The organism is Kitasatospora sp. NPDC005856, from assembly GCF_040629945.1.
Taxonomy (GTDB): domain Bacteria; phylum Actinomycetota; class Actinomycetes; order Streptomycetales; family Streptomycetaceae; genus Kitasatospora.
Genome location: NZ_JBEXWT010000001.1, coordinates 411,018 through 425,251, shown reverse-complemented (window position 1 = coordinate 425,251; position 14,234 = coordinate 411,018). Strand labels below are relative to the sequence as shown.

11 protein-coding genes are annotated in these 14,234 nt (G+C 75.2%); 7 read left to right on the top strand and 4 right to left on the bottom strand.

What is annotated here, in order from left to right; genetic code table 11:
- Positions 1-52: 52 nt before the first annotated feature.
- Together ABZ449_RS01825 and ABZ449_RS01820 are read left to right on the top strand one after the other, a co-directional pair.
- Positions 53-505: a MaoC family dehydratase gene (locus tag ABZ449_RS01825; RefSeq protein WP_360338390.1), complete on the top strand. Its 453-nt coding sequence runs from the start codon at positions 53-55 to the stop codon at positions 503-505.
- Positions 506-856: 351 nt separating this feature from the next.
- Positions 857-2,086 carry an MBL fold metallo-hydrolase gene (locus tag ABZ449_RS01820; RefSeq protein WP_360338805.1) on the top strand — a complete coding sequence of 410 codons (1,230 nt, stop codon included), beginning with the start codon at positions 857-859 and terminating at the stop codon, positions 2,084-2,086.
- A 46-nt stretch (positions 2,087-2,132) separates the two neighbouring features.
- Here the strand turns inward: ABZ449_RS01820 and ABZ449_RS01815 are convergent, their stop codons facing one another.
- Positions 2,133-4,880, bottom strand: a complete 2,748-nt coding sequence (locus ABZ449_RS01815; RefSeq protein WP_360338387.1) for a DUF6493 family protein — start codon at positions 4,878-4,880, stop codon at positions 2,133-2,135.
- Complete coding sequence (locus tag ABZ449_RS01810; RefSeq protein ID WP_360338384.1) at positions 4,877-6,271, bottom strand: SWIM zinc finger family protein; 1,395 nt, start codon at positions 6,269-6,271, stop codon at positions 4,877-4,879. The genes ABZ449_RS01815 and ABZ449_RS01810 overlap by 4 nt, the downstream gene beginning before the upstream one ends.
- 136 nt (positions 6,272-6,407) lie before the next feature.
- Between ABZ449_RS01810 and ABZ449_RS01805 the strand changes: the two genes are divergently transcribed.
- Together ABZ449_RS01805 and ABZ449_RS01800 are read left to right on the top strand one after the other, a co-directional pair.
- Positions 6,408-7,316 carry an acyl-CoA thioesterase II gene (locus tag ABZ449_RS01805; protein ID WP_360338381.1) on the top strand — a complete coding sequence of 303 codons (909 nt, stop codon included), beginning with the start codon at positions 6,408-6,410 and terminating at the stop codon, positions 7,314-7,316.
- A gap of 113 nt (positions 7,317-7,429) precedes the next feature.
- A complete protein-coding gene (locus tag ABZ449_RS01800) occupies positions 7,430-8,080 on the top strand; it encodes a TetR/AcrR family transcriptional regulator (RefSeq protein ID WP_360338378.1) in 651 nt (216 codons plus the stop codon).
- 102 nt (positions 8,081-8,182) lie between these two features.
- Here the strand turns inward: ABZ449_RS01800 and ABZ449_RS01795 are convergent, their stop codons facing one another.
- A complete protein-coding gene (locus ABZ449_RS01795; RefSeq protein ID WP_360338375.1) occupies positions 8,183-9,556 on the bottom strand; it encodes a sulfite oxidase in 1,374 nt (457 codons plus the stop codon).
- 258 nt (positions 9,557-9,814) lie between these two features.
- Here ABZ449_RS01795 and ABZ449_RS01790 point away from each other — a divergent pair, with 258 nt between their 5' ends.
- From ABZ449_RS01790 to ABZ449_RS01780, 3 genes are all read left to right on the top strand, one after another.
- Positions 9,815-10,312 (top strand): MerR family transcriptional regulator, encoded by a 498-nt coding sequence (locus ABZ449_RS01790; protein WP_360338372.1) that lies wholly within the window; start codon positions 9,815-9,817, stop codon positions 10,310-10,312.
- Positions 10,313-10,503: 191 nt separating this feature from the next.
- Positions 10,504-12,135: a BCCT family transporter gene (locus tag ABZ449_RS01785; protein WP_360338369.1), complete on the top strand. Its 1,632-nt coding sequence runs from the start codon at positions 10,504-10,506 to the stop codon at positions 12,133-12,135.
- Between the two features lie 120 nt (positions 12,136-12,255).
- Entirely contained in the window at positions 12,256-12,435 is a 180-nt protein-coding gene (locus ABZ449_RS01780) for a hypothetical protein (protein ID WP_360338366.1), read from the top strand.
- Positions 12,436-12,661: 226 nt separating this feature from the next.
- Here the strand turns inward: ABZ449_RS01780 and ABZ449_RS01775 are convergent, their stop codons facing one another.
- Entirely contained in the window at positions 12,662-14,209 is a 1,548-nt protein-coding gene (locus ABZ449_RS01775) for a DUF2398 family protein (RefSeq protein ID WP_360338363.1), read from the bottom strand.
- Between the last annotated feature and the right edge of the window lie 25 nt (positions 14,210-14,234).

Genomic DNA, 14,234 nt, shown 5'->3' with positions numbered 1-14,234 from the left:
CGCTTCCGGCGTCCTGATCCCTCCCCGGGCCCGTCCCCACCAGGAGCGCACCGTGACGACCTTCGCCTCCCTCGCCGAGCTGACCGCCGCCGTCGGCACCGAGCTGGGCACCAGCCAGTGGCACACCATAGAGCAGCGGCAGATCGACCTGTTCGCCGAGGCGACGGGTGACCACCAGTGGATCCACGTGGACCCGGAGCGGGCCAAGGAGAGCCAGTTCGGCTCGACGATCGCGCACGGCTACCTGACCCAGTCGATGATCCCGGTGCTGGCGAAGGAGTGCTACACCGTCGAGGGCGTACGGATGGCGCTGAACTACGGCTCCGACAAGGTGCGTTTCCCGGCGCCGGTGCCGGTGGGCACGGCGGTCCGGGCCACCGCCGAGCTGGTCTCGGCCACCGAGGTGCCGGGCGGGGTCCAGGCCGTGGTGCGGTTCACCGTGACCAGCGAGCGGAGCGCCAAGCCGCACTGCGTCGCGGAGACGATCACCCGCTTCTACGCCTGACGCGCCGGAGCCGGACCAGGACCCGGCGGGTGCCGGGGCGGGTGCCGCGGGGAGAGCCGAGCGGGACCCGGGCTCCGGCCCGCGCCGCCCTCCCGGATACGCCGATTGGACCGCGCCGGGCCCTCCACCAGGTCCGGACGGCCCATGGCGAGTAACCTCCGACGAGATGGTTGTCGTACCGCAGCAGCCCCATGAGCCACTGCGCTGCGCGCCCCGGCACGCCCGGTAGCCGTGACCGTCCCTGGAGGAGCCGTGCCCCGCCCCGCCCCGTGGTTCTCCCGCCTCGCCGGTCTGTCCGCGCTGTTCGTCCCGCCGTCCACCGACCCCGCCGCCGAGCGCGCCGTACCCGGACTGGCCGGACTGCCCCGGGCCGCCTGGCACCGGATCCGGACCGACGCCTTCGGCGCCGAGCCCCGGGGCGAGCGGCTGGCCCGCATCCGCCGCTCCCCGCAGTTCGCCGACGGCGCCTTCCGCAACCCGGTGCCCACCCGCCGCCTGGTGTACGAGCGCAGCCCGCTGGAGATCACCCGCGCCCAGCTGGCCGGGGACAAGGCCCGCCGCGCGCCGACCGCCGCCGTGCCGGTGCACCGGCTGCTCCCCGGCGACCTGGCCGCACCGCCGGAATCCGGGCTGCGGCTGACCTGGCTGGGGCACGCCACGGTCCTGGCCGAGATCGGCGGACGGCGGGTCCTGCTCGACCCGGTCTGGGGCGAGCGCTGCTCCCCGTTCTCCTGGACCGGACCCAAGCGGCTGCACCCGGTGCCGCTGCCGCTGTCCGAACTCGGGCCGGTGGACGTGGTGGTGGTCTCCCACGACCACTACGACCACCTCGACATGGGCACCGTCCGGGCGCTGATCGGGACGGGCGCGGTGTTCGCCGTCCCGCTCGGGGTCGGTGCGCACCTGGAGCACTGGGGCGTCCCGGTCGAGCGGATCGTCGAACTGGACTGGTGGGAGTCGGCCGAGGTCGCCGGACTGACGCTGACCGCCACGCCGGCCCGTCACTACTGCAGCCGTGGGCCGCGCACCAGCGCGCTGTTCCTGTGGGCGTCCTGGGTGGTCGCCGGTGGCGGGCAGCGGATCTTCCACAGCGGGGACACCGGCTACTTCCCCGGCTTCGCCGAGATCGGCCGGCGGCTCGGCCCGTTCGACGCGACGATGATGCAGGTCGGCGCGTACAGCGACTTCTGGCCCGAGGTGCACATGACCCCCGAGGAGGGTGTGCGGGCGCACCTGGATCTGGGCGGCGAGCTGCTGCTGCCGATCCACTGGTGCACCTTCAACCTCGCGCTGCACCCCTGGGACGAGCCCGCCGAGCGGGTGGTCGCCGCCGCCCAGGCGCTCGGCGCCCGGCTCGCGGTGCCCCGTCCCGGCAAGCCCTTCGAGCCCGCCGACCCGCCCGCCCTGCGGCTGTGGTGGCGGGCCGTCGCCGCCACCCCGCGCGGCATTCCGCCGCTGGCCGGCGAGCGGTCGGGGACGGAGGCTGCGGGGGCTGCGGGGGCCGCGGGGGCCGTGGGGGCTGCCGATGGGCGCGAACAGACGACGACTTTCAGCGAACAGATTTCAAAATCTGTTCGCTGAAAGTCGTCAGCCGACATCCGTCCGCCGTCAGCCCCCACCCACCCCCTCAGCCCGCGAGAACGTCCCGCAGCGCCCGGGCCTCCTTGACCACCCGGCCCGAGCCCGCGCGCTCGGCCATCGCCGTCACCTCGGCGACCGGCCCGCGGGCGCCCGTACGCCGGGCACAGTCGGCGGCCAGCGCGATCAGGTCGCCCAGCCCGCGCGTCGACGGGTCGGCCTCCCCCAGCAGGCCCGGCAGGGCCGGCCCGAGCACCGACCAGACCGTCGCCCGGGCCCCGGTCTCCGCCGCAAGGGCGAGCGCCGCCCCCAGTCGACCTGCCATCACCGTGCCGCAGGCCACCAGGGCGCCCAGCTCCCGCCCGAGCAGCGCGCCGTCCAGGTCGCCGCGCGCGGCGAGCACCAGCAGGGCGTCCACCGCCGCCGTCCGGTCCTCGGTGTGCCGGGCGCCCAGGCCGTAGGCCAGCGCCAGGTGCAGCGCGAGCCCGGCCGGACCGCCCGCCTCGGCGAGCAGCGGAAGGTGACGGGCGGCGCCGCGCTCGTCCCGGTCGGCGCCCTCGGCGAAGGGGTCGAGCCAGCGCGCGGCCAGCTCCTCCCGGTGCCACGGGAGCATCGCGAACCAGTGCTCGACGGGCCGCCGGCTCCAGTCGTACACCGTGCGGGCCCGGGCGACGCTGGGCTCGGTGCCGTCCAGCAGCGCCCGCAGCTCGGCCGACAGCCGCTCGCCGCCCGGCCCCTTCGGCCCGGCGCCGATGCCCGGCTGGGCCACGGCGATCCGCTCGACCTCCTCCCACCAGCGGTCCCCGTACACGTTGGCGCGCCGCAGCCCCTTGCCGGGCGCGAACAGCACCCGCTCGGACGGCTGCCCGGGCAGACCGCCGGTGCGCAGCCAGTGCGCCACCCGGCGCCCGGCCGGGGAACCGAGCTCCTCGGCCGCCGCCAGCACCACCTCGTCCGCGGCGCCGACCCGCAGCAGGGCCTGGGAGAGGTCGGCCTTCCCCGGCTTGACGTCCGCCGCCTCGTACCCCGCGATCCGCTCGACCAGCACGGCCGCCTCCAGGGCGCCGGTGGCGTCGGTCGGGGTCGCGAGCAGGTACGGCAGCGGGGCCTGGACGGTGTGCCAGGCCACCTCCTCCAGCCGGGCGGCGAGGACCGCCCCGTGCACCGTGGTGCGCGGGCCGCTCAGCTTGTGGCGGCCCGCACCGCCGAGGTAGTCCCAGAGCTTCCAGGGCGGCGTCTCGCCGGCCACCGCGGCGACCACGTAGAGGATCTCCCGGGGCGCGCAGTCCCCCCAGCTGCCGGTGCCGCTCCACGGGTGCGCCCGGCGGACCGGCTCCACCGCCTCGGCCAACGCCTTCCGGTCCAGGTGGGTCAGCCGGACCAGCCCGTCCAGCACCCGTTCGAAGGCCGCCACGCCGGGCTCGCGCGCGGCGAGCAGGGCCGACAGCTCCTCCGCGAGTTCGGCCGCCGAGGCGATCGGCGCGCCGAGCGGGCGCGGCCCGGGGGCCGGGGGGAGGAGTTCGTTCCACCCGGTGTCGGGATCGTCCTCGCCGTCGCCGTCCGGCGCACCGAACAGCTCGCCCGCGCGCCGGTGGTGGACCGGGTTCAACGTCTCGGCAGCGCTTCGCAGCTCCGCCACCACCGCCGTCCCCGCCGCCTTCAGGTGACGGGCCACCACGTTCAGCGCCCGTGCCTGGAGGGCCGTGTCCGGGTGCCCGAAGGCCTCGGCCGCGGCCAGCACCACCGGGCCGGAGCGTTCGGGCGAGCGCCGGGCGGCCTTCTCCAGCCAGGCCAGCTGGGCGCGGACCAGCTTCTTCTCGCTGCGGAACAGCACCACGGCCGAGGCCTCGGTGAGCACCTCGGGCTCGATCAGCCCGGCCTCGTCCAGCCCGGCGAGCACCTCTTGGGCGTGCCCGGCGAGCACCGACAGGCCGTCCACGAGCGCCACCACGTCGCGCACCCGGGCCGCGTACTCCTCGGGCGTCGGGTCGAGCGCCCGCAGCACCTCCAGGAAGGCCCGCTGGTCTGCCGGTTTGCCGCCGCGCAGCAGCCGGGCCAGGCAGCGGTCGAGCAGTTCGGCCCGGTCCACCACGCCGGCCGCGGCCAGATCGCCGATCGCCTCCGTCCAGACGTCGCCGGGGCGCGGGCTGTACCGGCAGGTCAGCTGCCAGCCGACGTCCGCGAGTTCGAACACCTCGGGCAGCAGGACCGGGGTGAAGCCGTCCTCGCGAACCTTCTGGGCCAGCGTCGGACGCGCGCCGCCCAGGTCCTCGGCACGGTCCATCCAGCCCCGGACGAAGGACTCCGAGCGCGGCACCTCGCAGCCGGTGCGCCGGACCACGGCCTCGATCACCGGGTACATCGTCGAACCCCAGGAGCGGGTCGGCCGGGCGGCGAGCCGGGTGACCACCTCGACCTGCCACTCCACCGGCTGCGCCTCGATGACCTGGTGCAGCACGGAGTTCCGGGCCCACTGGCGGCCGCTGAAGTCACTGCCCGCCAGCCAGGTGGCGGCGCCGGCCGGGCCGGCGTGGCAGCCCGCCCCGGCCACCAGCAGCCTGGCCCTGGCCTCGACGGCCTCCCGCGACCACTCCTGGCGCAGTTCCCTGCGCAGCTCCTTGAGGGCGGGCAGGCAGTTCCGCCGCTGGACCGCGTCCAGGGCGGCGAGCAGCTCCGGTATCCGCGCGAGCCGTCCGGACCGGACGGCCGTCAGCAGTTCGTCGACCGGACCGTGCCGGTCGGCACCCGCAGTCGTACTGTCGGCCCGGTTCACGCTGCTGTTCCCGGTCCGACTCACGCTCCGGCCCCCTTCGCCTCCGCGGTCCCGGCGGCCGAGTCCCGCACCATCCCGACCGCCAGCGCGTGCTTGCACGGCCCGCGTCCGCCCCGGTACTTGCCCCACCACAGGCAGGTGCAGCTCAGCCGCCCCGACTCGTCCGTCCGGACCCGCTGGATGTGGTCGTCCACCGTGACGACGGCCGTCGCCCCGCCCGCCTCCACCCGCACCGCGCCCGCCTCGACCAGTGCCCGGGCGGCCCGCAGCCGGGGATTGGCCGCCTCGGCCCGCCCGGCGTCGTACGGGAGCTGCCGGTGGAAGTACGCGGCCTCGGCGGTGTCGTACCCGATCTGCCCGGCGGTGCCCAGCCGGGTGAGCGCGGCGCGGACCCGCTCGGGGCTCAGCCCGGACTGGGCGGCGAGGTCCCCGACCTCGATCCGGGGCTCCCAGGCGAGCAGCACCGCGATCAGCTCGGCGTCCCGCTCGGCCGTTCCGGTGGCGAGCGAGTCCAGCACCCCGCCCTCGCCGGAGAAGCCCCGGGAGGCGTCGGGCGACAGCGTCAGGGTCAGCCGCATGCCGGGCAGCACCGCCTCCCAGGCGGAGGCGGTCGGCTCCCCGGCCGCCACCGGCCCGTACACCCGCAGGGCGAGCGCGTGCCGCAGCACCCGCTGGAGCGCCACCAGCCGCTCGGGCCCGGGCAGGCAGACCGCGCCCGGCACCGGCCGGGTGGTCGGCCGCAGGGCCTTGCCGGCCGGGACGACCCAGCCGACGCCGGCCCGCCCGCCGCGCCCGGAACGCGGAAGCGAGCGCAGGAACCGGACGGCCTCGGCGGCGGGCAGCTCGGCGCGCGGCTCGAAGCCGGCCGCGACGACCTGGGTCTCGGCGAAGCCGCGCAGCCAGCGCTCCGGCAGCGGGACCTTCTTCTCGACCAGCGGCCCGTCGAAACCGGTGACCTCCAGCGCGTCCGGCCCGACCGCGAGGTGCAGCGGGTCGGCGGGGCCGATCCTGGTCAGCGCCTCGCGCAGCGGGTTGTTGACGTCCACGTTGGTGGTGCCGTGGCCGATCTCGTCCCCGTCCAGCCCGGCCCGGAGCACGTCGAGCCGGGCGTAGACGCCGCAGCAGCCCGAGAAGGACTCGAAGCGCAGCCGGTCCCCGTTGGCGGTGACCACCGGGTCGAGCGAGGCGCGCAGCTGCGGCTGGTGGTAGCGCGCGGCGGCGACGTCCGCGACCGCGAGCAGCGCGGCGGCGGCCGGCGCCGGATCGGCCAGGAAGCCCGCGAAGAAGCGCGGGTTGGCGGCGGCGCCGAGCGGGGTGGCACCGCCGGAGGTGGCCAGATCGAGGCTGCGGCCGTCGGCGCCGTCCAGGACGGCGGACGGACGCAGATAGGCGTACGCGTGTGCGGATTGCGTCATGCCGAGCACGCTAGGTGAGGACACTGACAATCCGGCGCACCGACCACCAACTGAAACGTGTTCTATCCACCCTCCAAGCCCCCGGGCGTTACCCAGGTCACATCGCCGCACGGTTGGCTTCTGCCACTATGGGCCCGTGACCGACCTGACTGAACAGCAGATCCCGGCCGAACAGGAGCACAGCCCGGCCACCTCCTTCGCCGGGCTGCTGGAGATCGAGCAGCTGAACGAGAACACGTTCCGGGGCCAGTGCCACGAGGGCGCCCCCACGCGCGCCTTCGGCGGCCACGTCGCCGCCCAGGCCCTCGTCGCCGCCGGACGCACCTGCAAGGCGCAGCGCACGGTGCACTCCCTGCACAGCTACTTCCTCCTGCCCGCCGACCCGACCCGGCCGATCACGTACGAGGTCGAGCGGCTGCGCGAGGGGGTGACCTACTCCGCCCGCAGGGTCCGGGCGGTCCAGGAGGAGCAGGAGATCTTCACCCTCACCGCCTCCTTCAAACGCCCCGAGTCGACCGACGAGCGCCACCGCGGCATGCCCCCGGTGCCCGCCCCGGAGTCCCTGCCCGACGCGCTCTCCGGCTGGCCCGGGAAACTGCGCGAGGCGGCACGGAAGTCGAGCGGGTTCCGCGATCTCGAGCTGCGCTTCGTGCCGCCGGACTCCCCGGGGCTCCCGCCGGCCGTCCCCGGGATGCCGCAGCAGTTCGTCTGGCTGCGCACCACCACGCCGCTCCCGGAGGACGACCCGCTGGCGCACGCCGGTGCCCTCACCTACCTGGCCGACCTCACCCTGGCCTCCACCGCCGGGCTGAACGAGCAGCCGAACTTCTTCCAGCGCCCCGGGCCGCCCCGGCTGCTGCTGGCCTCGCTGGACCACGCGCTCTGGTTCCACCGCCCGTTCCGGGCCGACGACTGGCTGCTGTTCGCCCAGCGCAGCCCGACCTCCTCGGACGGCCGCGGCCTGACGCTCGGCGAGTTCTACGACCTGGACGGCCGACTGGTCGCCTCCGCCGTCCAGGAGGCCCTGGTCCGCAGGCTCGGCTAGCAGGTCCGGCCAGCAGGCCCGGCCCCCGGGGCGCCCCGGTGACTCCCCGACGAACGGAAGGGGGCCGGACGGCGTCATACTCCTGAGCGGCCCCGGCCCGTATCATGGTGCGGGTGACCAAGGTTGACCTGTCACCACGGCCGGTGGAGGCGATGTCTCCGCGTCAGCTCGAACGCCGCGAAAGCCTGATCGCGGCCGCGCTCGCCCTGGTGAACGAGATCGGCGTCGAGCGGATGCAGATGAAGCAGGTCTGCGAGCGGTCCGGAGTCGCCCTGGGGACGGCGTACCGCTACTTCTCCTCCAAGGACCATCTCCTGGCGGCGGCGATCGCCGAGTGGCATCGCCTGCTGCTGGCCGACCTCGTGGCCGAGCTGCGCGGGCCGAGATCCGGGCTGGGGGCCACCGACCGGGCGGTCAGGTTCGTCCGGGGCGGGATGCGGGCCTACCAGCGGCAGCCCGAACTCGCCCGGCTGAGGGTGGCCGTGGCCGCCTCCACCGACCCGTTCGCCAGCGAGGCCCTGCAAGGCATGGCCCGGGCCGACAGCACCGCCCTGCAGGCCGTGACGACCGAGGTGCCGGCCGCCGCGAGCGACCTGGTGCGGCACATCGTCGCCCACGCCTGGCAGGGCGAGCTGACCGCCTGGGTGACCGGCCGCACCACCCTCGGGGACGCCCGGCGGCGTCTGGAGGACGTGGTGCGGCTGGTGCTCACTCCGTACGAGACGCGGTACCCCGCCCCGTACGAGGTCCAGTCCACCGGCTGAGCCCCGACCGGTGGGCCGGGCTCGTCGGCTGGCGGGCCGGGCTCGTCGGCCGGTGGGCCGGCGCGGCCCGGCCCACCGGCACGGCTCAAGCACCGGCGCGGCTCAGACCACCGTCACCGGGTGGGCCACCACCGCACCGAACAGGTAGCCCTCCCGGTTGAACACCGCCCGCTCGGGCTGGGTGTTGCCCCGGCGGTCCGTCGTGCGGGCGCGCAGCTCGTACGGGCCGGGCCGCTCGGGGCGCCAGTCGATGCTCCAGCGCACCCAGCCGTCGGCCCTTGGCTCGTCGCGCAGTTCGGCGCGCCGCCAGGACCGGCCGCCGTCGGCGCTCACCTCGACCCGGCGCACCGCCGCCGCCCCGGACCACGAGCGCCCGTACAGCCGGTGCTCACGGCCCGCCTCCAGCCGCACCCCCGCAGCCAGCTCGAAGGCGCTCTTGACCACCTGCTCGGTGAGCGGGTCGCCGCCGCCCGGCGGGTAGTCCGGGCCGAACATCCGGTAGAAGTCGGTGTTCCACGGCGAGTACAGCCGATGGGCGGCGACCTCCACGCTGCCGACCCACTTGATCGAGGCGATGCCCACCCAGCCGGGCACCACCAGCCGGGCCGGGGCGCCGTGGTCCGGGGTCAGCGGCTCGCCGTTCATCTCGTACGCGAGCAGGACGTCGTCCAACGCCTTGGCGATCGGCAGCGGGCGGCGCACCGGGCCGTAGTTGGTGCCGCCGACGACGTAGTCCGGGTCCAGGCCGGTGGGCAGCACGTCCACCGCCGCCCCGGTCAGCCCGGCGGCCCGCAGCACCTCGGCCAGCCGGACGCCCCGCCAGCTCGCCGAGCCGACGCCGCCGAGCGTCCACGGCGTGCCCGGGACGGACTGGTTCTGCTGCTTGAGGTAGTAGCTGCGGGCGTTGCCGGCGCACTCGATCAGCGCGCTGATCCGGGTGGACGGCAGCTCCCGCAGGTCGTCCAGGCCGAACTCGACCGGGTGCTCGGCCGTCGGGGCACCGCGCAGAGCGCTGCCGAAGAGCTTGAGGCTCCAGGTGTCGGGGTCGATCAGCGGGGTGCTGGTGTGGTTGCGGACGAAGAACCGCTCCACCGGCACGTGGCGGCCGACGACGGCATCGCCTTCGGCGTCGCGGAAGGCGTCCCAGCGCATCTCGGCGTTGGTGCCGTGCGGCACGAACCACTCGGCGGGCAGCGGTTTGACGATCCCGGGCACGGGTCCGGGCACCGCCCCCGGCGTCGCCCTGGCAGCGGACCCGGGTACCGGACCGGGCAAGGGCCTGGACACGGGCACCTCCTCGGCGGCCGCCCGGCCCGCGGTGAGCAGCGGAGCGGCCGGGATCGGCGCGACCAGCACCCCGGCGGCGGAGACCATCCGCAGCACCGTCCGGCGGTTCACCCCGTCGTCGCGGACGGGCTGTGCCGGGGCGGCCGGGATCGGGGCTGCTTCGTTCGGGGTGCGGACCTCGTCGTCCATGAACGGCGTTCCTTCCGTGTCAGCCTAGGCGGTTCGCCGGGGCGCGCAACCGCGGCCGGGGCCCGAAGGCCGTCCTGGCCGGGCCTGCGCTCTCCGGTTTGACCTTCTCAACTTGTGTGAACACCTACCGTGCCCGCCGTCGGCGAAACCCCGGCCCGCAGAGGAGCACCTCATGTCGGCCACCCGGCCCGCCCGGATCGTCCGGGGTTCCACTGCCGGACGGCTTCCCCGGCCGAACTCCCCCGCTGACACCTGCCGGTGGTCGAGGAGCTGACCGAACTGCGCGACGTGCTACCGGAGTTCCTCGAGAGCTTCCCCTCCCCCGGGAACACCCCGGCGGACGGTGCCGTTCGCGACGTCATGCGCATCGGAGAACTCGCCCGCCTGACCGGGGTGTCCACCCGCCTGCTCCGCTACTACGAGGAGCAGGGCCTGCTCCGGCCGGACCGCACGGCGGCCGGCTACCGCGAGTACGGCGAGGGGGACACCGTCCGGGTGTGGCAGATCCGCAGCCTGCTCGCGGCCGGCCTGAGCACCCGGATCATCGCCGAACTGCTGCCCTGCGCCACCGGTCCCGTCCCGGTCCTGGAGGCCTGCCCTCGGCTGCTCACCATCCTGAGCGACGAACTCGCCGACCTGGACTCCCGGATCGAGGACCTCACTCACAGCCGCCGGGCGCTCTCCCACTATCTCGCCACCGCGCGCGACTCCGGGCACGACCACGAGCAGGACCACGAAGCGGGGCAGGCGGCCTGACGGGACGTAGGTCCCGACCCGGAGTCTCCCCGGCGCGCCGTCCCGCCGCTCGCGGAGCGGACTGGACATAGTGCGACATACAGCTTGATTCCGAGCGTCCCGAGCGCCCCGAACGGGTTCCGAACATCCCCAACGGATTCCGAACGGTCCGAACGGTCCGAACGCGCCGAGTATGTCGAGAGGTCCATCCGATGAACAGCCAGCCGCCTCCGCCCGACCAGCCCGTGAAGGAGCCCGACGAACCCGCCGCGACCCTTCCGGCCGACCGGGCGGTGTTCGGCATCGGCGCCGTCCTCGTGCTGGCGGTGGTCGCCTGGGGCGTCTTCGCCGAGGACTCGCTCGGCCGCACCTCCGGCACCGCGCTCGGCTGGGTGCTGCACAACTTCGGCTGGCTGTTCGTGGTGGCCGGTGACGTGTTCCTCGCCGTCGCCGTGCTGCTCGCGTTCAGCCGCTTCGGCCGGATCCGGCTCGGCCGCGACGACGACCGGCCCGAGTTCTCCACCCTCGCCTGGATCGCCATGATGTTCAGCGCCGGCATGGGCATCGGCCTGATGTTCTACGGCGTCGGCGAGCCGCTCCAGCTCTTCGCCGCCCCGCAGCCCGGCTCGGGCCTGGAGCCGCAGAGCTCGGCCGCCGCCCAGCAGGCGCTGGAGTTCTCGCTCTTCCACTGGACCCTGCACCCGTGGGCGATCTACGCCGTCGGCGGCCTGGCCCTCGCCTACACCACCTTCCGCAAGGGCCGGGGCAACCGGATCTCCGCCGCCTTCGTCCCGCTGATCGGACAACGCGGCGCGGACGGCTGGCCCGGGCGCACGATCGACCTGCTGGCGGTGTTCGCCACCGTCTTCGGCTCCGCGACCAGCCTCGGTCTCGGCGCACTCCAGGTCGCCGACGGGCTCGGCTACATCTCCTCCGTCCGCAACACCCAGAACGCCCAGCTGATCATCATCGGCTCGCTGACCGCCGCGTTCGTGGTCTCCGCGTTCTCCGGAGTGCACAAGGGCGTGAAGTGGCTCTCCACCGCGAACGTCGTGCTCGCCTCGCTGATCATGCTCTTCGTCTTCGTGTTCGGCCCGACCGTGTTCGCACTGGACGCGATCCCCTCCTCGGTCGGCGGCTACCTCTCCGACCTGCTCGCCATGTCCACCCAGACCGGCGCCTTCACCGACGAGGCCTGGCTCGGCTCCTGGACGATCTTCTACTGGGCCTGGTGGCTCTCCTGGGCGCCCTTCGTCGGCACCTTCATCGCGCGGATCTCGCGCGGCCGCACCGTCCGACAGTTCCTGCTCGGCGTGCTGCTGGTGCCCAGTGGGGCGACGGTCATCTGGTTCTGCGTGATGGGCGGCACCGCGATCCGGCTGGTCACCACCGGCGCGGCCGACCTGGTCGCGACGATCCCGCAGGGCCCGGAGGCCTCCCTGTTCGAGATGCTGCGCTCGCTGCCGCTCGGCTCGGTGACCAGCGTGGTCGCGGTGCTACTGGTGATGACCTTCTTCATCACCAGCGCCGACTCGGCCTCGCTGGTGCTCGGCTCGCTCTCCAGCCGGGGCTCGCTGCATCCGCACACCTGGCTGGTGGTGGTCTGGGGCGTGCTGATGGGTGGGGTCGCGGCGGCCCTGCTGCTGGCCGGCGGGCTCACCGCGCTCCAGAACGCGACGATCCTGGTCGCGCTGCCGTTCGTGGTGGTGATGCTGCTGCTGTGCGTCTCGCTGGTGAAGGAACTCCGCGAGGACCCGGCCGCCGCACCCTCCCGCTTCCACCCGCCGCACGGCCTGCGGGACGCCGTCCGGGAGGCCGTCGGCGAGTCGACCACGCACCGCTGACCTGGGCATACGCTCCGGCCGGCGACGATCGGGGCGTATGCGGCCAACCGACGCCCAACCCCCGTCCGGACTTCACCCGCGCGTACCGACCGTTCACGCCGCCCTGGAAACCTCCCTGTCATGAACGCCAACCCTCAGGCGCCCTACCAGGAACCGCGCTTCCCCCTGCCCCAGCGGCACCGCCGGCTGCTCGCCGTCACCGCCGTCCTCGCCTCCATCGCCCTCGGCACCCTGGGCGTCGGCGCCACCGTGGAAACCATCGATCACGGCCCCCTCGCCAGCGCCTCCGCCAGCAAGTAGCACCCCGGCACCCACCCCGCCCAGCACCGCGGTCCCCATCCCGGACCCGGTGCTTCTTGCTTCCCGGCCCGCCCCCGCCCCCACCTCGCGCCGGCGGCACGCGGCACGCGGCAGCACGGTGAGCGACAGTCCGATCAACGGCGGGCCGATCAGCGGCGGTCCGATCAGCGGAGGGAACAACGACCCGACGCAGGCGCCGAGCCCCCGCCCACGAACGGCACCCCGACTACGCCCACTGCTCCGCGCGGGGACCGGCCGGCGGCGGGATCAGCGGGCCGGGACGGGAGTGCCGCCCCGTGCCGGGCGAGGGATGCAGGTCGGGCGCCGGGGCGTAGCGGGCGGCCGGGGCGCGCAGGCGCCAGGCCGGGGGGCGGGTGGGGTGGGGGGTGGGGGCGATCAGGGCGAGGCGGTGGAGCAGGTCGAGGGCGTCGCGCCGCAGGGCGGTGCGGTCGGCGAGGTAGCGGGCGGGCAGGCCGTACTCGTCCGCGATGTCGCCGAGGACGCCGTCTATCAACGCGTCCGGGATCGGGACGTCGCCGGTCACCGTCTCGCCGGGCAGCGGGCGGACCTCCTCGACCAGGCGCTCGACCAGCAGCAGGGCGGCCTGGGCGACGGTACCCGCGCCGGGGAGGGCGAGGTCGGTGAGTTCGGCGGCCGGGTCGAGCAGGGCGACGCCCTCGGCCCGCAGCTCGGCCTCCAGCCCGAGGAATTCGGCGAGCGCCGCCGGGTCGCTGAGCCGGTGCTCCTGCAGCCAGGCGCGGTGGCTCTCGGGGAGGTCGGCGGCCAGCACGGCGGGCGTCTCGGCGAGCAGCCGGCGGACGGCGGTGGCGGGCGCGGCGTCGGCGGCGCGGCGGATCAGGTCGGCGGCGTCGTCGGCGAGGGCGGGCGGGCCGGCCGGGACGGCGCGGGCGAGTTCGCGGTCCACGGTCAGCACGAAGGAGCCGTCGGTCGGGTCGGTGGGCAGTTCGCCGAGCACCTGCCAGTCGGCCAGCGCGGCCAGCGCCATGGCGAGGTCGGCCGGTTCGGCGGCGAGTTCGGGGGCGAGTTCGGGGGCGGCGGCGGCCATCGCGTCGAGCAGCCGCCGGCAGTCCAGCTCCTCCGGGGCGTCGACCAACAGGGCCAGCGCGAGAGCGAGTTGGGCATACCCGCCCGGAGTGAACGGCGCTCCGGTGACGGGGTGTTCGAGTCGGCGGGAGGCATCCGGGCCGAGCCCGGCCTTGCAGAGCCGGGCGTGCCAGGGGCCGACCACGAGGCGGTAGCCGAGCAGGGTGTCGAATCGCTCGGCCAGCCAGTCCCGGTGACGGCGGATCAGCGGGAAGCCGTCGGCGTGCGGGCCGGAGGCGGTGACCAGTGGGTGGGCGAGCAACAGCCGGGCGGCGATCCGGCGTTCGGCCACCGGGAGCTCCTCGCCGGAACGGTCCTGCGCCACGACGGTGAGCGGCGCCACCCGCGCGGGTTCGGGCCTGCGGTGCCGGCCCGGCCTGCCCGGCTTGGCACCTGACCGGACGACGGGCAGTGCCGCGTCGTCGCGCCGGGCGCGGCGCAGGCCGCCCTCGCCGCGGTCCTCCCTGGGGCGCAGGGGCGTGGCGGAGTGCGCGGTGGGACCGTGCCACCAGCTGACGCCGGGATCGGCGGCGGGCTCGGCGGCGGCCCCGAGGTGGCGGGCGGGGTAGAGGCCGAAGGAGGCGGCGCAGAGGTCGTCGGCGGTGCCGGGGGTGGCGGCGGCGAACCAGTGGGCCAGGCGCAGCAGCCCCGGGTCGGGTGAGAGCGTCACGTCGACGGCCGCGGGGGCCGGTGTC